Source organism: Rhodococcus sp. HNM0563, from assembly GCF_012726195.1.
Taxonomy (GTDB): domain Bacteria; phylum Actinomycetota; class Actinomycetes; order Mycobacteriales; family Mycobacteriaceae; genus Rhodococcus.
Genome location: NZ_JAASAF010000006.1, coordinates 170,813 through 197,272 on the forward strand (window position 1 = coordinate 170,813; position 26,460 = coordinate 197,272).

Here is a 26,460-nt window from a genome sequence, read left to right on the forward strand (position 1 = left end):
GAATCATCCGGCAAATCGGATACCATCCGCGCGTGCGAATTTTCGGGGGGATCGCAAAAGTCGCTGTGCCCGACATCGGAGAGATGTCGGATGCAGAGTTGTTGTCGGCTCATGTCGGAGGGGACAGGGCCGCGTTCGAGGCGTTGATATCACGGCACCGCGACCGTCTGTGGCAGGTCGCCAAGCGCACGAGTTACTCGGACGAGGACGCAGCCGATGCAATGCAGGATGCGATGCTCTCGGCGCACCGGATGGCCGCCACGTACCGCAATGATGCCGCCGTGCGAAGCTGGCTGCACTCCATCGTCGTCAACGCGTGCCTGGACCGCATTCGCCGCAATCGGGTACGTCCGAGCGCGGCACGCTATCCCGATGGTGTCGAGCAGATCCGCGATGAGCACGATCGGATTTCCGATCTCGAGACCACCCTCGACGTGCGAGCCGCGTTGTTCGCGCTCCCACCCGAGCAACGCGCCGCGGTGGTGGCCGTGGACGTCGAAGGCTATTCGGTGAGAGAGGCAGCTCGCAGGCTCGGTGTCCCCGAGGGCACGATCAAGAGCCGATGCGCACGCGGCCGAAAGAAACTTGCCTTCGTTCTCGACGACCTTCGATTCAGAGGGAACCGATCGTGAACCGCGTACGTCCTACTCTGGTGAGGGCACCCGAGCCGCCGAGGAGGAATGCGTATGAACGAGGACGAGTTTCCACGTCCGCCGTACTCCGACGACCTACTCGCTGATCTCCACGCCGGGGCATTGGACGACGAACTGGCCGATCGGCTGTGGCCGCTGGTACGGCAGGATCACCACGCCATGGCCGTGATCGACCGGCTCGATGCCGTGCAGGCACGACTACGCGCGTGGGGTGATGAACCCGCTGCCGAACCCATACCGCACGATGTCGCACTGCGTCTCGACGCGACGCTGCACAGCCTCGGACGGCATCACGGAGAGAGGCGGCTCGACCGACGGGCCCTCGCGGTGGCGGGTATCGGTGCCGCGGCGGTCCTCGCGGTCGTGTTCGCTCTCGTCTTCCGCGGAATCGGTGCTGCCGAGGACGCCGTTGGGCCACCGCTCGCATCCGGTACCTCACCGTCGCAGGATGATTCCCCTCTCGGGGAGAACGCACTGACCCCGGCGTCCTTGAGAGAGATCGTCGGCTCCACCGGCCTCGGGCCGCTGTCCGAGAGGAATCGCCTGGGAGACTGTCTGTCGGCGAACGGATTCCATCCGGGCAGCCGGATTCTCGGTTCGCGCGAGATCCGGGTGGGCAATTCCGATGCCATCGCAATTCTGCTCGGCGGACCGCAGTCACCGCAGATCACGGCACTCGTGGTGGGCACGGGGTGCGGAGCCACCGATCCCGCGACGATCCAGGTCGAAGTTCTGGGGTGATTCCGATAGGTCAGCCTTCGGCCGCGGGCAGCAGCAACTCGAGGATCCTCGCTCGTAATTCCGGGGTGTCGTCTTCAGCGGCGATGAGCCCTGCAAAGAGCGCCGAGCCCGCCGCCATGACCAGGATCGCGCGGGCATCGATCTCGGAGTCGTGACCCGTCTCGCCGGCGAACAGGGCCGTACTCGGCCCACTGAATGTGCGCCACAGCGCGTTCCGGAGGTCGTCGTGATCACGTAGTGCGGCAAGTAGCCCGGGCAGGGCAGCACGCACATCGGGCCGGGAGAAGAGTTCCACACTGCCGGTGACGACCCATTCGATCCAGCCCCGGCGATCGATCCCCGTGTACGGCTCGAGATCAGGTGCTGCTCCGAGCAGCGCGTGGAGAACCAGGTGTGCCTTGGTGGGCCAGCGCCGCGTCAAGGTCGCGCGGCCGACACCGGCGCGTGCGGCGAGTGCACGCATACTCAGTCCGTCCCAGCCGACCTCGACGAGCATCTCTCGGGCAGTGGCCAGCACTTCGGCGTCGATTCGAGGGTCGCGGGGACGCCCGGGAGCAGCATCGGACATACAGTCTGCATTTCTCTTCGGACGGATCGTGGCGTCAGCGGCGCCGCGCGCGTTATAGTCGGATTCTAATTACGGTACCACTGGCATCGAAAGTAGGGGCATGACTTCGCCGCGACCCACCGTCTTCGAGCCCGCCCGGCTCGGACCTCTCACCCTCCGCAACCGAATCATCAAAGCCGCCACGTTCGAAGGCGTCATGCCTCGTGGAGCAGTCAGCGATGAACTCATCGAGTTCCACGCCGAAGTCGCGCGAGGCGGAACAGCGCTGACCACCGTCGCCTACTGCTCGGTGTCCGCAAGCGGTCGCGTCCACCGCGACACGCTCGTTCTCGACAGCGCATCCGTTCCCGGCCTTCGGCGCCTCACCGATGCCGTCCACGCCGAGGGGGCACTCGCGTCCGCGCAGATCGGTCACGCCGGACTCGTCGCCAACCAGATCTCGAACGGCATGAGCACCCTCGCCCCGTCGACGCGGATCAGCGCACCCGCAATGGGTCTCGTCCGCGGCGCATCGCTCGCGCAACTCGACGAGATCGTCGAATGCTACGCATCAGCGGCCCGCAATGCGGTCGAGGCGGGCTTCGACGCCGTCGAGGTCCATCTCGGCCACAACTACCTCCTGAGCTCTTTCATGAGCCCGAACCTCAACAAGCGCAAGGATTGCTACGGCGGCAGCATCGCCAACCGCACGGCATATCCGCGCCGGGTGCTCGAAGCGGTACGACGCGCGGTGGGGGACAAGATTGCCGTCATCGCGAAGTTCAACATGACAGACGGAGTCCCCAAGGGATTGTGGCTCGACGAGTCGCTGCCCATGGCACGACTCATCGAATCCGACGGCCACATCGACGCAATGCAACTCACGGGCGGCAGCTCCCTCCTGAACGGCATGTACTTCTTCCGCGGCGACGTCCCGATGAAGGAATTCGTCGCGTCGCAGGCCAAGGTTGTCGGGTGGGGCCTGAAGGTCTACGGGCCGAAGATCTTCCCGAAACTTCCGTTCGAAGAAGCCTTCTTCCTGCCGATGGCCCGCCAGTTCCGGTCGGAGCTGTCGCTGCCCCTCATCCTGCTCGGCGGCATCAACCGCCTCGACACGATCGAGACCGCTCTGGACGAGGGGTTCGAGTTCGTCGCGATGGGCCGAGCTCTACTGCGAGACCCGGATGTGGTCGACAAGTTCCGCAATGCGACCGCGCACGAGGGGCTGTGCATCCACTGCAACAAGTGCATGCCGACCATCTACACCGGCACCCACTGCGTCATCCGCAGAACGTTGGAGGACGTCCCCACGACTGCTTGAGGGTCCGTCACACACCGTCCTGATCGGGTACTTCGGGGGACGACGCGGGATCGTCCGCACCAACTGTGGCGTGAGGCACGGCGAGCAGGGAACAACACCGTTTACCCTGGTGTTGATACTTGAAGCTCGGCCGTGGCCTCACCTGCACGGACGACTGTGGCCGCTGACTGCGTCCCACCCACAGCACCCCACCCAGGAAGGTTCGCATGACGACTTCGCCCACGATCCACGACCTCATCATCGTCGGCTCGGGACCGGCGGGATACACCGCGTCGATCTACGCGGCTCGTGCCGAACTCTCGCCGCTCGTGTTCGAAGGAACCCAGTTCGGTGGCGAACTCATGACCACCACCGAGGTCGAGAACTTCCCGGGCTTCCGCGAAGGGATCATGGGCCCAGAGCTGATGGATCAGATGCGGGAACAAGCTCTGCGATTCGGCGCCGATATCCGCACCGAGGACGTCGAAGAGATGGATCTGCGGGGCCCGATCAAGACCGTCGTCGCGAACGGCGAGACCTACAGCGCCCGCGCGGTCATCCTCGCGATGGGCGCCGAGCCGCGCTACCTGGGAGTGCCGGGGGAGGAGAAACTCCTCGGCCGCGGCGTTTCCGCGTGTGCCACATGCGACGGCTTCTTCTTCCGCGATCAGGACATCGCCGTCGTCGGTGGCGGCGACTCCGCGATGGAAGAGGCCACGTTCCTCACCCGCTTCGCACGAAGCGTCACCCTCATCCACCGGCGCGAAGAGTTCCGCGCTTCGAAGATCATGCTCGAGCGTGCACGCGCGAACGAGAAGATCCGATTCCTCACCAATGCCACCGTCGCCGAGGTCCAGGGTGAGAACGGTGTCACCAACCTCGTCGTCGAAGACACTGTGACGGGCGAGCGCAGCGATCTCGCCGTGACCGGTCTGTTCGTCGCCGTCGGCCACGATCCGCGGAGTTCGCTGGTCGCGGGCCAGGTCGATCTCGACGACGAAGGCTATGTGCTGGTTTCCGCACCCGGCACGGCGACATCCGTGCCCGGTGTCTTCGCGGCCGGCGATCTCGTCGACCACACGTACCGCCAGGCGATCACTGCCGCGGGCACGGGCTGCTCCGCTTCCATCGACGCCGAACGCTGGCTCGTCGCCAATCGCGAAGCGGCCGAGCCGGTCGCTGCCCAGGCATAGAGCGCTCTTCTCGATCCCAACAATCACTGCGCAGGAGAACAACATGGCAAACACCGTCAACATCACCGACTCGTCCTTCGTCGAAGACGTCCTGCAGGCCGACAAGCCTGTGCTCGTCGACTTCTGGGCGACGTGGTGCGGTCCCTGCAAGATGGTCGCCCCGGTCCTCGAGGAAATCGCGGGGGAGCACGGCGAGAAGCTGACCGTCGCCAAGCTCGACATCGATGCCAACCCGTCGTCCGCACGCGACTACCAGGTGATGTCCATTCCCACGATGATCCTGTTCTCCGGCGGCAAGCCCGTGAAGACGATCGTGGGGGCGAAGGGGAAAGCGGCGTTGCTCCGGGAGCTCGACGAGGTCCTGTAGTAACGTCCCAGGATCGAGCGCCCGTGGACATGGTCTCGGGCGTATCTGAGACAATTCCGTTCGATGCTGCCCCGCGCGTGCTGGGCACTCCGGTCAGCACGGAAAGGCCCCCACACATGCGCCCTCTTCGTCACGGCGATCACGGCCCTGCTGTAGCCGAGATCAGGAACACCCTGGCCGGATTGGGGTTTCTTCACGGCGGAGCCGAGGTCGCCGACGAATGGGTCGGCTGCGACGTCACCTTCGATCATGAGCTCGACGGTGCCGTGCGCGCCTTCCAGCAACAGCGTGGCCTGCTCGTCGACGGCATCGTCGGCCCCGCAACGTATCGGTCGCTGAAGGAAGCGTCGTACCGTCTCGGTGCACGCACACTGATCTATCAGCTTTCGGCGCCCCTCTACGGGGACGACGTCGCAGCACTGCAGACGCGCCTTCAGGATCTCGGGTTCTACGTCGACCGGGTCGATGGATACTTCGGCCCCCGCACGCACGCCGGTCTCAGCTCGTTCCAGAAGGAGATCGGCCTCGCACCCGATGGCATCTGCGGACCCGAGACCCTGCGAGCACTCGAGCTACTCGGCACGCGAGTGTCGGGGGGGTCGCCGCACGCCATCAGTGAGGAGGAGATCGTCCGGCGGTCCGGTCCGCAGCTCAGCGGCAAACGGATCGTCATCGATCCGGGTCTCGGTGGTAACCACCACGGGATCGTTCTCCGCAGCCCGCACGGCACCATCTCGGAAGCGGACATCCTGTGGGATCTCGCTCGCAGGCTCGAAGGGCGCATGGCGGCCACCGGCATGGAGACTTTCCTGTCGCGGCCCTATCATGCGAACCCGACAGACATCGAGCGCGCCGGTACCTCCAACGCGTTCGGCGCCGACCTGATGATCTCGCTGCGCTGCGATGCGAGTTCGAATCCGGTGGCGAGCGGAATCGCCAGTTTCCACTACGGCAATTCGCACGGCTCCGAATCGATGATCGGGCAGGTCCTCACCGGGTACATCCAGCGTGAGATCGTCGCGCGCACCCCTCTCCAGGATTGCCGCAGTCACGGACGAACCTGGGATCTGCTGCGGCTGACGAACATGCCGACCATCCAGATCGATCTCGGCTACCTCACCAACGCACACGACGCGATGGTGCTCGCCGACCCGCGCCACCGCGACACGATCGCCGAGGCGGTACTCATCGCTGTCAAGCGCCTGTACCTGCTCGGTCAGGACGACCAGCCGACCGGGACGTACACCTTCGCCGAGTTGCTCGCAGAAGAGCTGTCGATCACCGAGACGCGGTAAGTCTCACTCGCAACATGGAGAGGCCCCCTCAGCTGAGGGGGCCTCTCCATTTGTATGAGGAAGCTACTGCACACCCACCGTCGCCCTGCCGGCAAAATCCTCGACAGTGATCGAGGCGGCTTCGATCAGCCGATCCAAGGCAGCTTCGACCTCTTCCTTCCAGCCGTGGTCGCGGTCGAGCTCGAGTCGCAGGCGCGGATACCGGTGATGAGGCGCGACCACATCGAACCCCATGTCCTCGAGGAAATCAGCGGAGATCATGCACTCGTGCGGCGAGCAGGTGTTCGCCACCGTTGCCGACGGAGTATCACCGAACGAATCCGCAACAGGATCCGGTCTTATGCCGAACGCTTCGAGCGCACGCACGTTCCGGCGTACGAGGTCGTCCACGACGGCGCGAATCAGATCGGCTCCCACTGCGAGTCCCCGGGCATGCGGTTCGATTCGCATGGTTGTCAGGAGGATCGCGTCGGCGCTCACCGGCGAAGTGGGAAACAATTGCGCACGCGGAACCATATTGGGCGGCGCGTAGAACGCGCACGCGGCCACCTTGTCGCCGACGGTCGCGATCTGCGCGCAGGAACCCCACTGCAGCATGACCGTCGACAGCCACGCCTCCTTCTCGAACTCGGGGTCCGAGAATCCGCGCGCCTCAGCGACAGTGTCGGGGTCCATCTCCCAGAACACACACCGACGGGAGTGCCGCGGCAACCGATCGATACCGCTCAAGGAGAGCGGTGTGACTCGTGTCGACACGCGATTCCTTCGCCTCCACCTCTGGTCTAGACAGTCGTCCTGCTCCGGTGGGGAGTCAAGAAGGGTTCTGCTGCGATTCCATCAGGGTCACGATGCGTTCGAGATCGTCGACCGACCCGAACTCCACCACGATCTTGCCCTTCCGCTTGCCGAGACTGACCGTGACGCGGGTGTCGAACGACGACGACAGCCGTTCAGCGACGTCCTGCAATCCGGGCATCTGGATCGGCTTCCGCCGCACAGGAGCCGCCACGTCGGGTGTGCCTGCCCGATTCGCGAGGACGACGGCTTCCTCGGTGGCACGGACCGACATACCTTCGGCCACGATGCGCGCGGCGAGCACCTCCTGGGCGTCCGCTCCGGCCTCGAGGGAGAGCAGCGCGCGAGCGTGACCCGCGGAGAGCACCCCCGCCGCGACGCGACGTTGGACGGCAATGGGAAGTTTGAGGAGCCGGATCATGTTGGTGACCACGGGACGGGAGCGGCCGATACGCGCTGCGAGTTCCTCGTGGGTGACTTCGAACTCTTCGAGCAGCTGTTGGTACGCGGCGGCCTCTTCGAGCGGATTGAGCTGCACACGATGGATGTTCTCGAGGAGCGCATCTCGGAGGAGGGCGTGGTCCTCGGTGTCGCGAACGATCGCGGAGATGGTTTCGAGCTCGGCCTGCTGCGCCGCGCGCCAACGCCGCTCGCCCATGATGAGCTGGAACCGGTCGTCGTCGATCCGGCGCACGACGATCGGCTGCATGAGCCCGAACTCGCGGATCGAGTGTACGAGCTCACCCAGCGCCTCCTCGTCGAATACCTGACGCGGCTGCTTCGGGTTCCGCTCGATGCGGTCGATCGGGATCTCGAGGTATACCGCCCCGGTGGGGGAGGGGAGGGGTTCGGCGGTATCGGGCAGCTCCGACGCGTTCGTTTCCGTGTCGGGGTCGACAGGTTCGGACGCTGCCGGCTCGGTCTTCCCGCTGGCGGCCGGCGTCCCGTCACCGATGATCACATCGGCCGCTGCGGTCCCGAGACCCGACGGGGAGATGGTGAAGCCGGAGCTACTTCCCGGACGCCGTGCCTGCGTCTTGATGACCGGCGACTTCTTCGCGGATGCGGGAGCGGCTGTATCCGCCTTGGTGGTGGTGCCTGTGGCGGGTGCAGGATCGTCGGGGCTCTCGACGGGAGGGCCCGTCGGAATCAATGCCGCCAAACCGCGCCCAAGCCCACCCTTGCGTGTCGCACTCATCGGTTCCCCTGGTTGTCCTGAATCCCACGTGCCGCCAGTTCGCGCCCTGCGTCGAGGTAACTCATTGCACCGCGCGAACCTGGATCGTAGTCGAGAACCGTCGTCCCGTATCCGGGAGCTTCGGAGACTTTCACACTGCGCGGGATCACCGATCGGAGCACTGCGCCGCCGAAGTGCTGACGGACCTCCGCTGCGACCTGATCCGCGAGCTTGGTCCGACCGTCGTACATGGTCAGGAGAACGGTCGACACGTGCAGCGCAGGATTGAGATGTGACTGTACGAGTTCGATGTTGCGGAGCAACTGGCCGACACCTTCGAGTGCGTAGTACTCGCACTGAATGGGAATCAAGACTTCCTTCGCAGCGACCAATGCGTTCACTGTGAGCAGTCCGAGCGACGGCGGACAATCGATGATGACGTAGTCGTATTCGCGGTCGCCGAGGGCTTCCTTCGTGATCGCGTTGCGGAGTCTGTTCTCGCGCGCGACCATCGAGACGAGTTCGATCTCGGCGCCCGCCAGATCGATCGTCGCCGGAATGCAGAAAAGTCGTTCACTGTGAGGACTCTGTTGCACGGCCTCCGCGGCGGTCACCTCACCGAGCAGAATCTCGTAACTCGACGGAATGCCGGAGTGATGGGGCACTCCCAATGCTGTGCTCGCGTTGCCTTGAGGGTCGAGGTCGATGACGAGGACGGTGAGCCCTTGGACCGCGAGGGCGGCGGCAAGGTTGACGGCCGTTGTCGTCTTACCGACGCCACCCTTCTGATTTGCGATGGTGAGGACGCGACGTTCGGGTGGTCTGGGGAGTGCGCTCGCTTCACTCGGGTGCAGAACCTGACTCGCGCGATGCGCAGCCGCGCCGATCGGGGTGTCCATCGACGAGAATGTGTCGACGGGGACCGGAAAGAAGTCGTCGTCGTTTGCGACCTCGGTTTCACGTGAAACAGCGGATTCAGATCCACCCGACATAGAACGCTCCTTAAACATAGATCCGCTCGGTTCGCACGCTACATCCTTCACGCTTCCGACACTTGCTATGCGCGGCGGTTGCAGACGAAGACGAGGCCTCGCAAGGATCACCTGGACGGAGTTCTGCACAGCGCATCACCGACACTTGGCGCACATCCACTTCTTCGCTCGCGCTCAAGTATGTCAAAAGAATTCCCGGAGGTGTCGTCGACACCTCGTCGTCGTTGTTTCACGTGAAACGTACGTCAGGAGGTTTCACGTGAAACCAGGCCGGGGGCGCCGCGCTGTTTCACGTGAAACATCACCTTGGGAGGTCTCCACCAAATCTCGGGAGTCCGTACCCATTTCGAAAAGTGTTACGAAACAAGGTAATTCGAACATTGATATCGAAACTTACTGCACAGCAATATCTTTCATGTACGCGGCACATTCATTGCCGCGAATCGACCTGGACCGTCACAGTGACGAAAGTGAGGATGGGTATCCGGATGTCCTCCCGCAACACCTTCTTGCGCGATCAGACCCCCGAAAGGGACGTCCGGGTTCGAGATCTACACCGCCTCGAATCGAAGAACCCCTCCGACTACCGCGGGGGAGGGGAGGGGTTCTGTTTCACGTGAAACCGCTCAGCGCTTCCGGCGTCGCTGAGGCTTGGCGATCCGCTCGGCTTTCACCACAAGCGTAGGAACCTCGAGGAGATCAGCACCGCACTCGAGTACCTCGAGGTTTCCCGCTCCGAGCTTGGCGAGTTCGTCGCGATCCCGTTCGATCTCTTCGGCCGCTGAACTTCCCTTGAGCGCGAGCATTCGACCACCCTCATGAATGAGGGGAATAGACCACTTGGCGAGTTTGGCGAGCGGTGCCACAGCCCGAGACGTGACTACATCGGCACCGCCCGCTTCGTGAATCACACCCGGTTGCTCGGCGCGGCCGCGCACCACGAGCACATTCTCCAGATCGTGTGTCTCGACGAACTCCGCGAGATATACCGAACGACGCAACAACGGCTCGACGAGCGTCACCCGCAGATCGGGCCTGGCGATTGCCAGCGGAATACCGGGGAGGCCGGCCCCACTTCCGACATCCACAACTCTCTCGTCCGCTTCGATCAATTCACCGAGAACCGCGCAGTTGAGGATGTGCCGCTCCCACAGCCGTGGAACTTCGCGAGGGCCGATGAGTCCGCGTTCGACACCGTCTGTCGACAACGACTCGTGGTAGCGCTGCGCAAGGTCGAATCGGTCACCGAAGACGCGGTGAGCGATTGCGAGAAAGTCGGAGTCTTCGTGTTCCACGTGAAACATCCTCTCCCGGAAACGGGTAGTGCAACAAGCAGTAGTGCAACAAGCAATGGACCGACCTGTCGCGTCCACCGATGAAAAGAGGAGCCCGGGCCGGCCGGGCTCCTCTTCGAATCAACTGTCGATCAATCTCGGATGATCACGACTCGCCGGTTGGGCTCAGCGCCCTCGCTCTCGCTGGACACGCCGTCGATCTGAGCAACGGCGTCGTGCACGATCTTGCGCTCGAACGGCGTCATCGGGGTCAATTCCTCGCGCTCACCCGACTCCAGAACCCGCTTGGCGGCCGATGTACCGAGAGCGCTCAGTTCGGACCGTTTGCCCGCGCGCCAGCCGGCAACATCGAGCATCAGCTTGCTTCGTTCACCGGTGGCCTGCTGAACTGCCAGTCGCGTGAGTTCCTGGAGCGCGTCCAGAACCTCGCCGCTCCGTCCCACGAGCTTGGACAGATCCTTGCCCCCGTCGATGCTGACCACCGCACGGTCGCCCTCGACATCCAGATCGATGTCGCCGTCGAAGTCGAGTACGTCGAGCAACTGTTCGAGGTAGTCGCCGGCGATCTCGCCCTCTTCGATCAGATCATCGTCATCATCCACGTCGAGTTCTGCATCCCGCGGCTCGGTGGTCACCTCGAGGTCCTCCTGTGCCTTGTCCAGGTCACTGGCCATATTCAGCTCTCTTCTACTTCGATCAGCGCCGCTTGCGCTTGGAGTTCTTGGGACGGCTGCCAGGCTTCGGCGCACTCCCGCCGGAAGTCTTTCCGCTCTGGGGATCGGTCTTCTTCAGCGACACATCCGGGGCCTGTGCAGTGTCATCGTTGCTCGATGAATCCTCGGACGGAGATTCGGCAGCCACCGGTGCGGCAGCTCCGCCGCCCTTCTTCTTGTTCTTGGTCGGCCGTGCCCCCGGCTTGGGTGCATTCTCGTTCCGGCGCGCAAGCGCCGCCTCACGCTTCGCTTCTTCCTCGCTGTCGATCCGCCGGAAGACGATGTGCTGCTGACCGTAGGTCCAGACGTTGTTGCTCACCCAGTAGAGAAGGATCGCGATGGGCAGGAACGGGCCACCGACGAGCACACCCAGGGGGAACACGTACAGGGCCAGCTTGTTCATGATGGCAGCCTGAGGTGCGGCTGCGGCTTGAGCGCTCTGCCTGGCCACCGAAGCACGCGAGTTGAAGTGCGTGGCAATACCCGCGATCACCATGAGCGGGACCGCCACCATCGCGATGTCCCAGCGGGACGGAAGGTCTCCACCGTCGACGGTGAAGGCCTGAAGTGACGCCACCGGCTGAGTGATCCACGAGGAGATCGGCGCGTTGAAGATACGTGCGCTGAGGAAGGACTGCACGTCCTCAGGGCTGAAGGCGTAGTTGCCGAGCTGTGCGTTCTCCTCGGGTGACAGTCCGAGCTGACCGAGCCCCGTCCCTGTGCGGTTGAACGAGCGGAGCACGTGGAACAGACCGATGAACACGGGCACCTGCAGCAACATCGGCAGGCAACCCATCAGGGGGTTGAAGCCGTGTTCCTTCTGCAGCTTCTGCATCTCGAGCGCTTGACGCTGGCGGTCGTTCGAATACTTCTTCTGCAACGCCTTGATCTGCGGCTGCAGTTCCTGCATCTGGCGCGTCGTGCGGACCTGCTTCACGAAGGGCTTGTACAGGATGACGCGCAGCGTGAAGACGAGGAACACCACGGAGAGCGCCCAGGTCAGTCCGCTGTCGGGCGCCAACACGAAGGAGAAGGCTTTGTGCCAGACCCACAGGATCCAGGACACGGGATAGTAGATGAAGTCGAGCACGGCTCTTGGTACTCCTCTGGTCGTCCATGATCGCCACGCAACGGCGTCGGTCTCAGGTCTTCAGGCGCCGCTCAGGTTCCCGCTGGGGAAGGTCGGTGTCGGCGCTCCGGCACCGGATCCCAACCGCCAGGGTGCCAGGGTCCACACTTGAGCAGTCTCACAGCCGTCAGTGCAGAACCCACGACGACACCCCGCATCCGTAGCGCGTCGACGGCATATTCGCTGCAGGTAGGAAAGAATCGGCAGGTCGGCATCCGAGTCGGCGACACATAGACGCGATAGAGCTCGATGCAGAAGATCAACGCCCGAGCCGGCGCAGTGCGGACCGACCGCAGCGCAGCACTCCACCCGGGCGCGTTCACCGGCATTCCTCGAGAATCCCGAGACGTATCAGTCCCGAGCGGACTTGCCGCTCGAGATCGCGGGATTCGGCGGTAGCCGCGCCCGGCAAGGCGCGCAACACCACATCGGTGCCTTCGGGAATCGACTCGACCAGCTCCACGCAGATATGACGAAGCCGGCGCGCGACTCGATGTCGAATCACCGCCGGCCCGACAGCCTTACTCACGACGAGTCCGAAACGAGGACCGCCGACACCACTCACGACGAAATCCGGCTGCTCCCGCGAAAGCGCGTGCACAACGAGATCTCGACGCCCCTGACGACGACCACGGCGCACAGCTTCGGAGAAATCCGAACGGCGCCGCAGTCGATACGGCTCAGGTAACACCCCGAGCTCCCGGTTACAGGATCAGGCGGTGAGGGAAGCGCGGCCCTTACGGCGACGCGCCGTCACGATGGCGCGGCCCGCACGGGTCCGCATCCGGAGACGGAAGCCGTGAACGCGCGCGCGGCGTCGGTTGTTCGGCTGGAACGTCCGCTTGCCCTTGGCCACGGTCAACACTCCTCGATAATCTGCGGCACCAGGAGGCGCCATTGGTCCAACGTTTACGGAATTTCGCATGGCCCGCGCGTAGTGACACAGCACAGACCAGCCACTGCAGTACGAGTGACTGTTCGAGGCTACTCGGGTCCGGGCGCGAAATCAAACCGCGAGCCGTCGGCTCACGCAACTCGACACGCCGATCCGAATTCCGCAGAACCTTCCCCGAGACGACCTGTGACTGCAGTCACTGTGAGGTAGGGTGTCGACCATGGCGTCGAGGGGGATCACTGTCGCCCTGCGGGCCGTGTGCCACACTGGGTTCACGACAGGCCACCGCAGCCGGCGTCGCCGATGACAATTGCGGTTGCACCCTGTACACAACTGGCGCTGATACACAGCTTGCACATCGAATCCCCACCCGGACCGGGCCGTTCCCCCTGGTTGTCCACACCTGTGGATAATCATGTGGAAATCCGGTCGACTCTGTGGGAGGAAGCTTCGTGAACGACGAGCCTAACGCGCTTGCCGATGTGTGGGCGGACGTCGTTTCCGAGCTCACCGTGGACAACGGTGGATTGTCGAAGAGCCAGAAGGCATGGCTCAACCTCGTCAAACCCATCACCCTGGCCCAGGGTTTCGCGCTGCTGTCGGTACCGTCCACGCTGGCGCAGCAATCGATCGAGCGTGATCTGCGCGAGCCCATCCTGCGGGTACTCAACCGCAATCTCGGACAGGGAGTAGAAGGACTCGGCGTCCGAGTCGAACCTCGCGAACGGGTCGACGACCCCGCAGAGGATCCCTACGCCGAACCTCGCGACACATTGCCTCTCGAGGGACTTCCGACCGAACCCACTTCGCGTGAGGTCAGATCCCGCGAAACGGCACGTCGCGACACCGAAACCCGCGAACGGCGCACTCCCCGCGACGCAATGCCTGCGGTCGACGGCAGGAGCCTCCACCCTCGCCGTTTCGGACCCGGCTACGACCACGAGCCCTTCGAACCCGATCACGGAGACGTCGACGAGGTCGACGACGATCACGAAGCGCTCACCGCGGTACGTGAGTCCTGGCCGTCCTACTTCACTCAGCCGCCGCCTCCGGAAACGCCGGCGATCGGGAGCAGCAGTCTCAACGCGAAATACACCTTCGACACTTTCGTCATCGGTGCGTCGAACCGATTTGCGCACGCCGCAGCCGTGGCGATCGCCGAAGCTCCCGCCCGCGCGTACAACCCGCTGTTCATCTGGGGTGCGTCCGGCCTGGGCAAGACGCATCTCCTGCACGCCGCGGGGCATTATGCACAGCGACTCTTTCCCGGAATGCGGGTGAAGTACGTCTCCACGGAAGAGTTCACGAACGACTTCATCAACAGCCTGCGCGACGACCGGAAGGTCGCGTTCAAACGCCGCTACCGCGAGACAGACATCCTCCTCGTCGACGACATCCAGTTCATCGAAGGCAAGGAAGGAATCCAGGAGGAGTTCTTCCACACGTTCAACACCCTCCACAATGCGAACAAGCAGATCGTGGTCTCCTCGGACCGACCGCCCAAGCAGTTGGCCACGCTCGAGGAGCGGCTGCGCACCCGGTTCGAGTGGGGTCTGATCACCGATGTTCAGCCACCCGAACTCGAGACGCGCATCGCCATCCTCAGCAAGAAGGCGCGGATGGACGGGCTCGATGTGCCGCACGATGTGCTCGAGCTCATCGCGAGCCGGATCGAACGCAACATCCGTGAACTCGAGGGGGCACTCATCCGGGTCACGGCGTTCGCGTCCCTCAACAGGCAGCCGCTGGACCTGACCCTCGCCGAAGTGGTGCTTCGCGATCTGATGCCCGATTCGACGGCACTCGAGATCAACGCCTCGACGATCATGGCGGTCTGCGCCGAGTACTTCGGCATCTCGATCGACGATCTGTGCGGGCCGGGTAAAGCACGTCCGTTGGCCCAGGCCAGGCAGATCGCGATGTACCTGTGCCGTGAACTCACCGATCTGTCGCTGCCGAAGATCGGCCAGACCTTCGGGCGCGACCACACCACAGTGATGTACGCGGACAAGAAGATTCGCAAGGAGATGGCCGAGCGACGCAAGATCTACGACCAGGTCCAGGAGCTCACAGCCCGCATCAAGCAGCGCTCGAAGCGGTAGCCGAGACCCACTGCAGGACCATCCGAGAATCGGAAGCGCCACACCGGGCGCTTCCGATTTTTTCTGTCCACAGCCTGTGGGCAACCCTCGATTCCATCCCGGATCTCGAGAAAACAGACCCACTCACACTTGTGGACAAGGGTGTGCAGAACGTGGGATCTTTGTGGACGAACGGTGGACAGAAGTAGAACAGTCTCGAGGTGTCCACATTCATCCTCGAGAATTCCTCGAGTTCATCCTCGAGTCGAGCGCCTCGAGAAGGCCTCGCCACCAGCGTAGACGGTGGTTCGTCCACAGATTCCACAGGACCTATTACTACTTCTGTGAGTTCTTCTCAGAAATACTCTTTCAAAACAGGTGTGTGGATCCCTCGAGTCCACAGGCCCTCGAGAGTCGTGTCCTCGCAACGAGGTCCGGCTTTCCAAGCAGCGCTCGAGGGCCTACCGTGGAGCCGCATCCCCGACGCCGAGCGAAGGAGTCGGGGCCGTGTGTCAGACTCGTAAGACTTGTCGATGACCACGATCGAGAGAGGATCCCCCGGGCGATGGAGCTTGGAAGCATGAAGTTTCGTGTTGCTCGCGAGGACTTCGCCGACTCTGTCGCATGGGTGGCACGAAGCCTCCCGTCGCGCCCACCGGTTCCGGTGCTCGGTGGAGTACTTCTCGGAGCCGAAGAGCAGGGCCTGACCGTCTCGGGCTTCGACTACGAGGTCTCCGCGCAGGTTCACGTCCCGGCCGAGGTCATCACACCGGGCCAGGTGCTCGTCTCAGGCAAGTTGCTCGCCGACATCACCCGTGCGCTCCCCAACAAGCCTGTGGATGTCGTCCTCGACGGCACCCGCGTGCTCATCACCTGCGGTAGCGCCAAGTTCTCCCTGCCGACGATGCCCGTCGAGGACTACCCGCAGCTTCCCGAGCTCCCCCAGCAGACGGGTGCCCTGTCCGGAGATCTGTTCGCCGAGGCCATCGGCCAGGTCGCGGTTGCGGCCGGCAAGGACGACACCCTTCCGATGCTCACCGGCATCCGAGTCGAGATCGAGGGCACCGACATGGTGCTCGCGGCCACCGACCGTTTCCGGCTCGCGGTGCGCAAGCTCGAGTGGATGCCCACCGGCGAAAGCACCAGCTCGGCAGTGCTGGTGCCCGCGAAGACTCTGTCCGAAGCCGCGAAAACAGTTGGTGGAGCATCGAGTCCGGTGGTCCAGCTGGCACTGGGCAGTGGCTCCTCGGTTGGGGCTGACGGTCTGCTCGGCATCGTCGCCGACGGCCGCCGCACCACAACGCGGCTTCTCGACGCCGAGTTCCCCAAGTTCCGTCAGCTGCTCCCGAGCGAACACACCGCGATGGCCACGGTCGAGATCGCACCGCTGGTCGAGGCGATCAAGCGTGTTGCGCTCGTCGCCGAACGCGGAGCGCAGGTCCGCCTCGAGTTCAGCGAGGGCAGCGTGTTGCTCTCGGCCGGTGGCGACGATGCAGGGCGCGCCGAGGAATCGCACCCGGCCGAGTTCCACGGCGAGCCGATGGTCATCGCATTCAACCCGGGATATCTGCTCGACGGTCTGACGTCGTTGCACACCGACAAGGTGTCCTTCGGCTTCACCACGTCGAGCCGTCCGGCCGTGCTGCGCCCCGCTACCGATGAGGAGCCGGTGCCCGACGAGTCGGGCACGTTCGCTGCCCCCGACAGCGCCTACACCTACCTCCTGATGCCGGTGCGCCTGCCGGGCTGACCGGCGAGCAGAAAGTGAACGGACCGTGTACGTTCGCACGTTCGCGCTGCGCGATTTTCGTTCATGGAAGACCGCGGCGGCCGATTTGGCCCCCGGCCCAACCGTTTTCGTCGGGCCCAACGGACACGGTAAGACCAATCTGATCGAAGCGCTCGGGTACCTGTCGGGTCTGTCATCGCATCGTGTGTCCTCCGATTCCCCTCTGTTGCGCGCTGGGACCGCACGAGCGTTCGTGGGTGCCGTGGTCGTCAACGGTGGCCGTGAACTCGGAATCGACATCGAGATCAACGACGGCAAGGTCAATCGGGCCCGAATCAACCAGTCGCCGGCCAGGCGACCGAGAGAGATCGTCGGGATCCTCAGGACGGTGTTGTTCGCACCTGAGGATCTGTCGCTGGTCCGTGGCGACCCGGGCGACCGTCGGCGGTTTCTCGACGAGTTGCTCACCACGCGGTTTCCGCGTCTCGGTGGGGTGCGCGCCGACTACGACAAAGTTCTGCGTCAGCGTTCCGCGTTGCTCAAGACGGCCGGCGGGGCACTTCGAAAGGGCGCGCGCTCGAGCGATGGCGCGAGCGCGCTGGCGACGCTCGACGTATGGGACGGGCACCTGGCGGCACACGGGGCGGAGTTGCTGGCGGCGCGAATCGCGCTGCTGCACGACCTCGAGCCCCATGTGGTCGAGTCCTACCGGTCCATCGCACCGGAATCACGTCCGGCGGCCTTGCGGTACCGGAGCAGTCTCGGCGACGCACTGCCCGCAGAGTTTGCTGATCCCGCGCGAGTACCCGAGCACGACGACCTGGGACTGATCGAAGGCGCGTTTCTGCAGAGGCTGTCGGCGATGCGTTCCAAGGAGATCGAACGGGGCGTGTGCCTGGTCGGTCCTCATCGGGACGACCTCGAGTTGGCGCTCGGTGATCAGCCGGCGAAAGGGTATGCGAGCCATGGCGAATCCTGGTCGTTCGCTCTGTCGCTGCGGCTGGGCGCATTCGCTCTGCTCCGGTCGGAGGGTACGGATCCGGTCCTGATGCTCGATGACGTGTTCGCCGAGCTCGACCGTCGTCGCCGAGCTGCGCTCGCGGCGGTCGCGGCAACGGCGGAACAGGTCCTCATCACCGCGGCCGTACCCGAGGACGTACCGTCCGAGCTGGCGGGTGCACGGTTCCCGGTGCACGCGGAGGACACCGAGCACGGCCGTATCTCGGTGCTGGGTGCCGTGCAACGAGGAGAATCGGTGGGGGAGGTAACCGATGACGGATGACGAGGCTGCCGGATCGAAGGACAACGGACCCGAACCTGAACTGCGTGGTGTGGATCTGGCACGGCGCGCCCTCGAGGAAGCTCGAGCAGCTGCGAAGGCCAGTGGCAAATCGGTCGGGCAAGGGCGTGCCTCGAGTGGAAGGGTGCGTCCGCGACGTCGCAAGCGGGGATGGTCGGGTCCTGGCCCCGACGACCGGGATCCTCAGCGACTGGGTGCGTTGACCGGGGCGATCGCGAAGCAGCGTGGCTGGTCGGCGCATGTATCCGAGGGCACGGTGCTGGGCAGTTGGGCGCGGGTCGTGGGCGAGGACATCGCCGCGCATGCGAAGCCTACGACGTTGCGCGACGGGATCCTCCATGTCTCGGCAGAGTCGACCGCTTGGGCGACGCAGCTGCGGATGATCCAATCGCAGATACTCGCGAAGGTTGCGGCGTCCGTGGGGCACGGTGTGGTCAAGGAACTGCGGATCACCGGTCCTACCGCGCCGAGCTGGCGCAAGGGTGAACGGCACATCCACGGCCGCGGCCCCCGCGACACCTACGGTTAGCCGGGGCTCCGCGCGAGCGCCGAAATAGCGGCGATGTAGGAATTCACTTTCACCGGTCTGCGCCGTGCCGACTGTGTGGACGTCAGCGGTGCGGCAAGCGCGCTCTGTGTCGCCGGGGGCATATGGGCCAACGCCAAGTAGAATGGACAAGAATGCGCCGCGCGCATGTGCGCGAGGCCGAGGCGGAAAAGGAGAGCTACCCACCCGTGGCTGCCGAGAAGTCGAACAAGAACAAAAGTGACTACGGTGCGTCTTCCATCACCGTCCTCGAGGGCCTCGAGGCGGTTCGTAAGCGTCCCGGCATGTACATCGGCTCCACGGGCGAGCGTGGTCTTCACCACCTCATCTGGGAGGTCGTCGACAACTCGGTCGACGAGGCGATGGCGGGTTATGCCTCCAAGGTGGAGGTGACCCTTCTCGAGGACGGTGGTGTCGAGGTCGTCGACGACGGCCGTGGCATCCCGGTCGGTATGCACGCGTCGGGTGCGCCCACAGTCGAGGTCGTGCTCACCCAGCTCCACGCAGGTGGCAAGTTCGACTCCGATGCATACGCGGTGTCGGGTGGTCTGCACGGCGTCGGTATCTCTGTCGTCAACGCCCTGTCCACCAAGCTCGAGGTGGAGATCGATGTCGATGGATACCACTGGGAACAGACCTACACGAACTCGAAGCCCGGGGAGCTGATCAGGGGCGAAGCGACCAAGCGCACCGGAACCACTGTGCGGTTCTTCGCTGACGACGACATCTTCGAGACCACGCAGTACAACTTCGAGACCGTTTCGCGGCGCCTGCAGGAGATGGCGTTCCTCAACAAGGGCCTGACGATCACGCTCACCGACGAGCGGGTTCTCCCCGAAGAGATCACCGACGAGGTCGTCGCCGAGACTGCCGAAGCCCCGAAGAGTGCCGAGGACGAGGCAGCGGAGGCTTCCGAGCCTGTCGTGCAGAAGACCAAGACGCGGGTCTACCACTACCCGGGTGGTCTAGAGGACTACGTCCGCCACATCAACCGCACCAAGACGCCGATCCACAACTCGGTGGTGGGCTTCACCGCAAAGGGCACCGGTCACGAGCTCGAGCTCGCGATGCAGTGGAACTCGGGTTACTCCGAATCCGTCCACACCTTTGCCAACACCATCAACACCCACGAGGGTGGTACGCACGAGGAAGGGTTCCGTGCGGCGCTCACGAGCGTGGTCAATCGGTATGCGAAAGAGAAGAAGCTCCTCAAGGACAAGGACCCGAACCTCACCGGTGACGACATCCGCGAGGGCCTGGCCGCGATCATCTCGGTGAAGGTCGCTGAGCCGCAGTTCGAGGGCCAGACGAAGACGAAACTCGGCAATACCGAGGTCAAGTCGTTCGTGCAGAAGGCGTGCAACGAAAACATTTCGCACTGGCTCGAGGCCAATCCGGCCGATGCGAAGACGATCGTGACCAAGGCCGTGTCGTCGGCTCAGGCCCGTGTGGCCGCGCGCAAGGCACGTGAGCTGGTGCGTCGTAAGAGCGCCACCGATATCGGCGGCCTGCCCGGCAAGCTTGCTGATTGCCGCTCGAAGGACCCGAGCAAGTGTGAGATCTACATCGTGGAGGGTGACTCCGCAGGTGGTTCGGCGAAGTCGGGCCGCGACTCGATGTACCAGGCGATCCTTCCGCTGCGCGGAAAGATCATCAACGTCGAGAAGGCACGTATCGACCGTGTGCTGAAGAACGCCGAAGTGCAGTCCATCATCACGGCGTTCGGCACGGGCATTCACGAAGAGTTCGACATCGCGAAACTGCGCTACCACAAGATCGTGCTGATGGCCGACGCCGACGTCGACGGGCAGCACATCGCGACGTTGCTGCTCACGTTGCTGTTCCGCTTCATGCGCCCGCTCGTCGAGCACGGTCACGTCTACCTGGCGCAGCCGCCGCTGTACAAGCTCAAGTGGCAGCGCGCCGACGCCGAGTTCGCCTATTCGGACCGTGAGCGCGACGGACTTCTCGAAGCGGGCCTCGCCGCAGGCAAGAAGATCAACAAGGACGACGGCATTCAGCGCTACAAGGGTCTCGGCGAAATGAACGCCAAGGAACTGTGGGAGACCACGATGGATCCGACCGTGCGCATCCTGCGTCAGGTCACCCTCGACGACGCGGCTGCAGCCGACGAGTTGTTCAGCGTGCTCATGGGTGAGGACGTGGAGGCTCGGCGCAGTTTCATCACTCGCAATGCGAAGGATGTGCGCTTCCTCGACGTCTGATCCTTGCGGATGTGGAGGCGGCGTGGTTTGCCTCACGTTCCGGTGTGTCACCCCCGGTAGGGCCTGCGATGTGTGATAACTCATGTCGCAGGCCCTACTGATACTCTCATTTCGGACGAAAGCCGCTTACATTCAGCGGTTACTCATGAGTACACTCCTAACGGCCATTCGTATGCGTGGTCGCCGAACAGGGCCATGAAGGGAATCATCGGGCGTATGTGGAATCCCGTCTTCCATATCCCTTGTATGTCCCGATATGGTGCCCTCACCCAGAAACGTCTCGTTCGACTGCATTCCAGGGAAAATCACGCTCACCGGTCGAGTGGGTTGGTTGCGAATGCTCGTCGCCCGGCGCGAACGGGTTGGAAGGAGAGCTGTAATCCATGAGTGACGAGTCACCGCGCCGGCAGCGGTGGTGGAGCATCGAGGGGTGGGGTCTTCGCAGGAAGGTCACCGCTGTCCTCGCCGTTCCTGTAATAGTGGCGATGGTCCTCGGCGGACTTCGCGTCCAAGCGGAACTCAGCAACGCGATCCATTTCTCGTCCGCTGCGGACCAGGTCGTGGCAGTGCCCGATATCGTCGACTTCTCGACTGCGTTCGCAACCTCTACCGCTATCAATGCGTCCGGCACGGCGACACCGGAGGACCTCGATGCCCTCCGGGAATCATTCGAAAAAATCAAGCCTCTTGCCGAAAACCCCGATTTCGATCCTGCCATCACTGCAGACCTCACCCAGACGATCGCCGCCGCAGAGACCCTCTACGGGCAGATGCAGGCCGGCCCCGTCCCCGTCGCACAGATGGCCAAGACTTACAACGAGGTTCGCGACAGCCTCAACCGGATCGTCGAGGCGATTCTCGACCAGATCGACGACCCGGAGGTCCTCGGCCACGGGACTCGCCTGATCAATGCGTGGTACTCGCAGCGTTACCTGTTCGGTCAGGTCCTCGGCATCATCGAGATTCTCGAGAACCCGGAAACCTCGGGCACTGCGCTGGTCACCGCGTCCGGCGGCGAGCTCGCGATGCTCGATCTGCTTGCTCGCTCGTACCCCCTCGCCGACTCACAGATCGCCGACCTGCGCAGCGGTATCGAAGAACGAACCGCAATGGTGGAGGCCGCAGGCCAGGGCCCGCTGCCGTTGTTGGACCTGCGCGCATCGATGCTTCACAGCGTCGATGTCTACTCCAACATCATCAACGAAGCTTCCCACGCGATCAGTGAGACTGTGATCGACCGCGCGTCGGAAACTCGTTCTGCTGCACTCAGAGATACTGCATTCGTGCTCGCGGCGCTGCTCGTCGCTCTCGTTCTCGCGTTGCTCGTGTCGCGGTCGCTGGTGGGACCGATCCGTCGTCTGCGGTACGGCACCCTCAAGGTTGCACGGCAGGAACTTCCCGAAGCCATCGACCGGATCAAGGTCGGCGACAGCATCGAGGACATCGAGTTCACACGGGTTCCGGTCGAGACGACCGAGGAGATCGGTCAGCTCGCCCGCGCCGTCGACGACATGCACGGTCAGGCGCTGCGCCTCGCCGGTGAGCAGGCCCACCTCCGCTTGCAGATCAGCGACATGTTCGAGACGCTCGCACGTCGAAGCAAGTCGCTCGTCGAACAGCAGCTCGGGCTCATCGAGCGACTCGAGTTCGAAGAGAAGGACCCGTCCCGTCTCGAGAGCTTGTTCAAGCTCGATCACCTTGCGGCACGTATGCGCCGTAACGGCGACAACCTCCTGATTCTCTCCGGGACACGCATGCGCCGCGGGCAGTCCGCCCCGGTTCAGCTCGGCGACATCCTGCGTGCGGCGATGTCCGAGGTAGAGGACTACCAGCGAGTCGAGATCGGTTCCACGCCGGACGGTGCGCTCAGTGGTGCCGTCGCGACGGACATCGTTCATCTGCTCGCCGAACTGGTCGACAACGCCCTGCGCGCTTCCCCGCCCGACAGCACTGTCACGTTCAGCTTTGCACGTGCCGTCGACGGTGGTCTGCTCGTCGAGATCGCCGACCGCGGTATCGGTATCCCGTCCGATGAACTCGAGTTGATCAACGATCGTCTCCGTCAGGGTGGCGAGGTAGGCCCGGACACTGCTCGTCACATGGGTCTGTTCGTGACCTCGCGTCTTGCAGATCGCCACGGCCTGACCGTGCGCCTGCGGCCGACATTCGACACCGCTCGTAATCCCGGTATCACCGCGAGTGTCCACATTCCGGACGTTCTGCTCATGTCGCCGCTGGCACTGGCCCAGCCGGCGCCCGTCATCGACGGGGAGGCGGAGGAGATCTCCGTCGAACAGAAGCAGGAAGCTCCTCTGACCTCGACGGACCGCGAACACTCGCAGCCGATTCCGGAGTATCTTCCGGTGCGCGCCGATGCTCGTCAGGACCCACGTGTCGACGATCAGCTCACGGAGATCCGTCGACCGGACACCGCTCCGGCCGGGTTCGCGCAGTCGGAACCCGGATACCGGGAGCAGCCGCAGCAGTCTCAGCCCCAGGCGTTCCCCCCTGCTCCGGCAGCCCACGCCGCTCCGACAGCTCCGCCTCGTCAGCAGCCGCCGCGCGAGCAGACACCGACCGGTCTGCCGCAGCGTCAGCCGGGCTCGACTCCAGGACTGCCGCAGCGTCAGCCGGGCTCGACACCGGGGCTTCCGCAGCGCAGTCCCGGTTCGACTCCAGGACTTCCGCAGCCGGACGGACAGCAGGCTCCGCGCCGGGTCCAGCCCGATGCGGCGGCGGCATTCGCTTCGGCGCTCCCGTCACGTGCCAACCGCACACCCGTGGATCCGAATACCGAGAGCGGACGTCGCGAGAGTCCGGAGCGCGAGCAGGATCCGCCGGTTCAGGAATCGCTGAACCAGGCCGAGGAGACTCGGGATTCGTCGAGTCACGCCGTTCCCGCGGCCCCGCCGATCCGCGAATCCGGTCTGCCTCAGCGTCGTCCGGCCCAAGGGAACCCCCCGGCCTCGGGCTCAGGTCTGCCTCAGCGTCACCCTGGTGCAACTCCCGGCGTTCCCGTGCGCGCGGTGCGCCCTCCGCAGGACGCACCCGAATCGGGTCTGCCGCAGCGAAATCCCGGCGCTACACCGGGTCTGCCGCAGCGTCGGCCGGGGTCCACGCCGGGTCTGCCTCTGCAGAGTCAGGACGGATCGGCAACGTCGAACGGTCATACCGCACAGCCGACCCGAAGTGAGCCGGATGCGCGACCGGCAGCGGTCACGTCGTCGGGTCTGCCGCAGCGTCGGCCCGGTGCGACTCCGTCGGTAGCGCCTCTGCAGGCAGGTCCGCCGCCCAGCGCGGAGAATCGTCGTGGTGGAGCGTTCGGGCTGCCGCGTCGGCAGCCGGGCACGTCGCCGCGAATCCCGCAGTCCGCAGCCCGCCCGGCGAGTATTGCCGACGGTGGTTCGGTATCGGAGCAGAGCGATGCGCAGAATGCGGCCCGGCATCGTTACCGCACCAATTCCGCGAAGACCGCGTCGTTCTTCCAGCCGCGGCCGGATGTGGGTTCGCCGAAACCTCACTCCGCGGCCGGTAACCCGATTTTCTCCGACATGATGTCGGACTGGCTCGTCGATCCGACGAACCTTCCCGAGGATCGGCGGAAGCGCGAATGGCATTCGGCGGCCGACTCCGGATGGCAGGCCGCGCAACGTGCAGCGGAGGTTCCTGTGGAGGAACACACCACCTCCGGCCTGCCTCGCCGTGCGCCGGGCGAACGCCTCGTCCCGGGTGCCGTGCGCGAACCTGCGACCGCAGAACAGCGCGCGCTTCGACGTCGTGACCCGGAATCCATTCGGGCCAATCTCAGTCGCCACCAGCAGGGTGTCCGCAATGGGCGCGCCTCGGCGACGACAAGTAATCGCGAGAACAATGAACAGGGAGTTCGATGAACATTGATCATGGATCCGATGTAGCTCGTCCATTGGACTGGTTGGTTTCCAACTTTGCGCGCGAAGTCCCTGGTGTCTCGCATGCGGTCCTCGTGTCGGCCGACGGTCTCCTCATGGCTGCCAGTGCCCATCTTCCGGTCGACCGTGCCGAGCAGCTCGCTGCGGTGACGTCCGGACTCGCGAGCCTCTCCAATGGGGTTTCGCAGTTGTTCGACGGTGGCGGAGTATTGCAGTCCGTCGTCGAGATGCAGCACGGCTACTTGCTGCTCATGAGTGTCGGCGACGGTTCGCACCTCGCTGCGCTCACAGCTTCGGAATGCGATATCGGACAGGTCGGCTACGAAATGGCGCTCCTGGTCGACCGGGTGGGTGCGTCGGTCGAGGCGACGCCTCGGGTCGGCCTGGGGTCCTGACGTCGAGGTGGCCATGGAACCGCGCAAGCCGGAGTCGGTGCCGGACCAGCCGAGTCTGGTCCGGCCGTACTCGCTGACTTCGGGACGCACAAGTCCTGCGGTCGAACTCGCGTTGGAAGCCTTGATCCAGGCAATTCCGGGAACAGACAGCCGGGCTCGGGATCTGGACAACATCAACGCCACGATCTTGGAACTGTGCAAGGAGTCCCCGTCGGTCGCCGAGATCGCGGCGAGGGTGGGTGTGCCGCTCGGCGTTGCACGCGTGCTCGTCGCCGACCTCGTCGAAGCCGGGCATGTACAGATCCTGGCCACGCTGAAAGACGATTCGAGCGACGCGGAGCGTCGTGAGCTGATTGAAAGGGTCCTCAGTGGACTTCGCGAACTCTAACGCTACGAAGCGCGTGACCTCGACCAAGATCGTGATCGCCGGCGGATTCGGTGTCGGTAAGACCACGCTGGTGGGGGCTGTGTCGGAGATCGTTCCGCTCCGCACAGAAGCGCTCGTCACCAACGCCAGCGATGGCGTCGACAACCTTGCCGCAACGCCGCAGAAGTCGACCACAACCGTGGCCATGGACTTCGGTCGAATCAGTTTGGCCGAGGATCTCGTGCTGTACCTCTTCGGTACGCCCGGTCAGCATCGGTTCTGGTTCATGTGGGACGACCTCATCCGCGGTGCCATCGGTGCGATCGTGCTGATCGATACCCGTCGATTGGACGAGAGCTTCGCCGCTGTCGACTTCTTCGAAGCGCGCAATCTTCCGTTCATCGTCGCGATCAACGAGTTCGACGATGCACCGCGCTACCCTCTCGAAGACATTCGCCAGGCCATGGCCATCTCGCCCGAGGTGCCGATCGTCTCGATCGACGCTCGGTCGCGTGAATCGGCCAAGCAGGCACTTGTCACCGTCACCGAATACGCACTCCGGAAGTTGCATCAGCCGGTGGCGCAGTAGGAGATTCGGGCCCGCGGCCAATCATCATTCGGTACGGATGATGGCGCGGGCCACCATCACCTCGGCAATCGGGGTGTTCGTCGGAGTGACGGGTGCGCGCGACGCGCGCACTGCGTCAGCCGACGGGTCCGTGTGTGGTGGTTGATCATCACGAAATGTCTTGTCGGTCGGGCTGTTGCGGATGCCGCGGTGATCTGCGTGCCCGATCGATGGGTGTCAGGTCACAT

General features: G+C 64.1%; 25 protein-coding genes. 15 read left to right on the forward strand and 10 right to left on the reverse strand.

Annotation, left to right across the window (positions count from 1 at the left end; genetic code table 11):
* Positions 1-83: 83 nt before the first annotated feature.
* Together sigM and HCA61_RS15435 are read left to right on the forward strand one after the other, a co-directional pair.
* On the forward strand, positions 84-632 hold the full coding sequence (sigM, locus tag HCA61_RS15430) for an RNA polymerase sigma factor SigM (protein WP_169689337.1): 549 nt from the start codon (positions 84-86) through the stop codon (positions 630-632).
* A 54-nt stretch (positions 633-686) separates the two neighbouring features.
* The gene (locus tag HCA61_RS15435) at positions 687-1,394 is read left to right on the forward strand and encodes a hypothetical protein (RefSeq protein WP_169689067.1); all 708 of its coding nucleotides are present in this window, start codon (positions 687-689) and stop codon (positions 1,392-1,394) included.
* Positions 1,395-1,404: 10 nt separating this feature from the next.
* On the opposite strand, the gene HCA61_RS15440 is transcribed toward HCA61_RS15435, so the two are convergent.
* On the reverse strand, positions 1,405-1,962 hold the full coding sequence (locus tag HCA61_RS15440) for a helix-turn-helix domain-containing protein (RefSeq protein ID WP_169689068.1): 558 nt from the start codon (positions 1,960-1,962) through the stop codon (positions 1,405-1,407).
* A gap of 100 nt (positions 1,963-2,062) precedes the next feature.
* On the opposite strand from HCA61_RS15440, the gene HCA61_RS15445 reads away from it, so the two are divergent.
* The 4 genes from HCA61_RS15445 to HCA61_RS15460 all read left to right on the forward strand — a co-directional run bounded on the left by HCA61_RS15445 (position 2,063) and on the right by HCA61_RS15460 (position 6,096).
* A complete protein-coding gene (locus HCA61_RS15445; protein ID WP_169689069.1) occupies positions 2,063-3,262 on the forward strand; it encodes an NADH:flavin oxidoreductase in 1,200 nt (399 codons plus the stop codon).
* Positions 3,263-3,468: 206 nt separating this feature from the next.
* Entirely contained in the window at positions 3,469-4,434 is a 966-nt protein-coding gene (gene trxB / locus HCA61_RS15450; protein WP_169689070.1) for a thioredoxin-disulfide reductase, read from the forward strand.
* Between the two features lie 43 nt (positions 4,435-4,477).
* Complete coding sequence (trxA, locus tag HCA61_RS15455) at positions 4,478-4,801, forward strand: thioredoxin (protein WP_169689071.1); 324 nt, start codon at positions 4,478-4,480, stop codon at positions 4,799-4,801.
* Between the two features lie 116 nt (positions 4,802-4,917).
* On the forward strand, positions 4,918-6,096 hold the full coding sequence (locus tag HCA61_RS15460; protein WP_169689072.1) for an N-acetylmuramoyl-L-alanine amidase: 1,179 nt from the start codon (positions 4,918-4,920) through the stop codon (positions 6,094-6,096).
* Between the two features lie 63 nt (positions 6,097-6,159).
* Here the strand turns inward: HCA61_RS15460 and HCA61_RS15465 are convergent, their stop codons facing one another.
* The 9 genes from HCA61_RS15465 to rpmH all read right to left on the reverse strand — a co-directional run bounded on the left by HCA61_RS15465 (position 6,160) and on the right by rpmH (position 13,053).
* On the reverse strand, positions 6,160-6,852 hold the full coding sequence (locus HCA61_RS15465; protein WP_169689073.1) for a GNAT family N-acetyltransferase: 693 nt from the start codon (positions 6,850-6,852) through the stop codon (positions 6,160-6,162).
* Positions 6,853-6,907: 55 nt separating this feature from the next.
* Positions 6,908-8,089, reverse strand: coding sequence for a ParB/RepB/Spo0J family partition protein (locus HCA61_RS15470; protein WP_169689074.1), 1,182 nt, complete (start codon positions 8,087-8,089; stop codon positions 6,908-6,910).
* The gene (locus tag HCA61_RS15475; RefSeq protein WP_169689075.1) at positions 8,086-9,060 is read right to left on the reverse strand and encodes a ParA family protein; all 975 of its coding nucleotides are present in this window, start codon (positions 9,058-9,060) and stop codon (positions 8,086-8,088) included. Before HCA61_RS15475 ends, HCA61_RS15470 begins: the two co-directional genes overlap by 4 nt.
* A gap of 626 nt (positions 9,061-9,686) precedes the next feature.
* Positions 9,687-10,364, reverse strand: a complete 678-nt coding sequence (gene rsmG, locus HCA61_RS15480; RefSeq protein ID WP_169689076.1) for a 16S rRNA (guanine(527)-N(7))-methyltransferase RsmG — start codon at positions 10,362-10,364, stop codon at positions 9,687-9,689.
* A gap of 122 nt (positions 10,365-10,486) precedes the next feature.
* Complete coding sequence (locus HCA61_RS15485; protein WP_169689077.1) at positions 10,487-11,029, reverse strand: protein jag; 543 nt, start codon at positions 11,027-11,029, stop codon at positions 10,487-10,489.
* A gap of 22 nt (positions 11,030-11,051) precedes the next feature.
* On the reverse strand, positions 11,052-12,158 hold the full coding sequence (yidC, locus tag HCA61_RS15490) for a membrane protein insertase YidC (RefSeq protein WP_169689078.1): 1,107 nt from the start codon (positions 12,156-12,158) through the stop codon (positions 11,052-11,054).
* Between the two features lie 71 nt (positions 12,159-12,229).
* Positions 12,230-12,526: a membrane protein insertion efficiency factor YidD gene (gene yidD, locus HCA61_RS26845; RefSeq protein WP_169689079.1), complete on the reverse strand. Its 297-nt coding sequence runs from the start codon at positions 12,524-12,526 to the stop codon at positions 12,230-12,232.
* Entirely contained in the window at positions 12,517-12,888 is a 372-nt protein-coding gene (rnpA, locus tag HCA61_RS15500; RefSeq protein WP_169689080.1) for a ribonuclease P protein component, read from the reverse strand. The genes yidD and rnpA overlap by 10 nt, the downstream gene beginning before the upstream one ends.
* Before the next feature lie 21 nt (positions 12,889-12,909).
* Complete coding sequence (gene rpmH, locus HCA61_RS15505) at positions 12,910-13,053, reverse strand: 50S ribosomal protein L34 (protein ID WP_040744549.1); 144 nt, start codon at positions 13,051-13,053, stop codon at positions 12,910-12,912.
* A 491-nt stretch (positions 13,054-13,544) separates the two neighbouring features.
* Between rpmH and dnaA the strand changes: the two genes are divergently transcribed.
* From dnaA to HCA61_RS15550, 9 genes are all read left to right on the forward strand, one after another.
* A complete protein-coding gene (dnaA, locus tag HCA61_RS15510) occupies positions 13,545-15,194 on the forward strand; it encodes a chromosomal replication initiator protein DnaA (RefSeq protein WP_169689081.1) in 1,650 nt (549 codons plus the stop codon).
* A gap of 544 nt (positions 15,195-15,738) precedes the next feature.
* Entirely contained in the window at positions 15,739-16,923 is a 1,185-nt protein-coding gene (dnaN, locus tag HCA61_RS15515) for a DNA polymerase III subunit beta (protein WP_169689082.1), read from the forward strand.
* A 25-nt stretch (positions 16,924-16,948) separates the two neighbouring features.
* Entirely contained in the window at positions 16,949-18,184 is a 1,236-nt protein-coding gene (gene recF / locus HCA61_RS15520) for a DNA replication/repair protein RecF (RefSeq protein WP_169689083.1), read from the forward strand.
* Positions 18,174-18,731 (forward strand): DUF721 family protein, encoded by a 558-nt coding sequence (locus tag HCA61_RS15525; protein ID WP_169689084.1) that lies wholly within the window; start codon positions 18,174-18,176, stop codon positions 18,729-18,731. The genes recF and HCA61_RS15525 overlap by 11 nt, the downstream gene beginning before the upstream one ends.
* Positions 18,732-18,937: 206 nt before the next feature.
* Positions 18,938-20,974: a DNA topoisomerase (ATP-hydrolyzing) subunit B gene (gene gyrB, locus HCA61_RS15530; RefSeq protein ID WP_169689338.1), complete on the forward strand. Its 2,037-nt coding sequence runs from the start codon at positions 18,938-18,940 to the stop codon at positions 20,972-20,974.
* Between the two features lie 383 nt (positions 20,975-21,357).
* Positions 21,358-24,864 (forward strand): ATP-binding protein, encoded by a 3,507-nt coding sequence (locus tag HCA61_RS15535; RefSeq protein WP_169689085.1) that lies wholly within the window; start codon positions 21,358-21,360, stop codon positions 24,862-24,864.
* Positions 24,861-25,277 carry a roadblock/LC7 domain-containing protein gene (locus HCA61_RS15540; RefSeq protein WP_054805599.1) on the forward strand — a complete coding sequence of 139 codons (417 nt, stop codon included), beginning with the start codon at positions 24,861-24,863 and terminating at the stop codon, positions 25,275-25,277. Before HCA61_RS15535 ends, HCA61_RS15540 begins: the two co-directional genes overlap by 4 nt.
* A 13-nt stretch (positions 25,278-25,290) precedes the next feature.
* Positions 25,291-25,665: a DUF742 domain-containing protein gene (locus HCA61_RS15545; protein WP_054805600.1), complete on the forward strand. Its 375-nt coding sequence runs from the start codon at positions 25,291-25,293 to the stop codon at positions 25,663-25,665.
* 13 nt (positions 25,666-25,678) lie between these two features.
* Entirely contained in the window at positions 25,679-26,233 is a 555-nt protein-coding gene (locus HCA61_RS15550; RefSeq protein WP_054715879.1) for an ATP/GTP-binding protein, read from the forward strand.
* The last annotated feature ends 227 nt before the right edge of the window (positions 26,234-26,460 follow it).

Excerpts from the sequence above, each read along its gene's own strand:
- sigM (WP_169689337.1), top strand. The coding sequence starts at position 84 with ATGTCGGATGCAGAGTTGTTGTCGGCTCATGTCGGAGGGGACAGGGCC.
- HCA61_RS15435 (WP_169689067.1), top strand. The coding sequence starts at position 687 with ATGAACGAGGACGAGTTTCCACGTCCGCCGTACTCCGACGACCTACTC.
- HCA61_RS15440 (WP_169689068.1), bottom strand. The coding sequence starts at position 1,962 with ATGTCCGATGCTGCTCCCGGGCGTCCCCGCGACCCTCGAATCGACGCC.
- HCA61_RS15445 (WP_169689069.1), top strand. The coding sequence starts at position 2,063 with ATGACTTCGCCGCGACCCACCGTCTTCGAGCCCGCCCGGCTCGGACCT.
- trxB (WP_169689070.1), top strand. The coding sequence starts at position 3,469 with ATGACGACTTCGCCCACGATCCACGACCTCATCATCGTCGGCTCGGGA.
- trxA (WP_169689071.1), top strand. The coding sequence starts at position 4,478 with ATGGCAAACACCGTCAACATCACCGACTCGTCCTTCGTCGAAGACGTC.
- HCA61_RS15460 (WP_169689072.1), top strand. The coding sequence starts at position 4,918 with ATGCGCCCTCTTCGTCACGGCGATCACGGCCCTGCTGTAGCCGAGATC.
- HCA61_RS15470 (WP_169689074.1), bottom strand. The coding sequence starts at position 8,089 with ATGAGTGCGACACGCAAGGGTGGGCTTGGGCGCGGTTTGGCGGCATTG.
- HCA61_RS15475 (WP_169689075.1), bottom strand. The coding sequence starts at position 9,060 with ATGTCGGGTGGATCTGAATCCGCTGTTTCACGTGAAACCGAGGTCGCA.
- rsmG (WP_169689076.1), bottom strand. The coding sequence starts at position 10,364 with ATGTTTCACGTGGAACACGAAGACTCCGACTTTCTCGCAATCGCTCAC.
- HCA61_RS15485 (WP_169689077.1), bottom strand. The coding sequence starts at position 11,029 with ATGGCCAGTGACCTGGACAAGGCACAGGAGGACCTCGAGGTGACCACC.
- yidD (WP_169689079.1), bottom strand. The coding sequence starts at position 12,526 with ATGCCGGTGAACGCGCCCGGGTGGAGTGCTGCGCTGCGGTCGGTCCGC.
- dnaN (WP_169689082.1), top strand. The coding sequence starts at position 15,739 with ATGGAGCTTGGAAGCATGAAGTTTCGTGTTGCTCGCGAGGACTTCGCC.
- HCA61_RS15525 (WP_169689084.1), top strand. The coding sequence starts at position 18,174 with ATGACGGATGACGAGGCTGCCGGATCGAAGGACAACGGACCCGAACCT.
- HCA61_RS15535 (WP_169689085.1), top strand. The coding sequence starts at position 21,358 with ATGAGTGACGAGTCACCGCGCCGGCAGCGGTGGTGGAGCATCGAGGGG.
- HCA61_RS15540 (WP_054805599.1), top strand. The coding sequence starts at position 24,861 with ATGAACATTGATCATGGATCCGATGTAGCTCGTCCATTGGACTGGTTG.
- HCA61_RS15545 (WP_054805600.1), top strand. The coding sequence starts at position 25,291 with ATGGAACCGCGCAAGCCGGAGTCGGTGCCGGACCAGCCGAGTCTGGTC.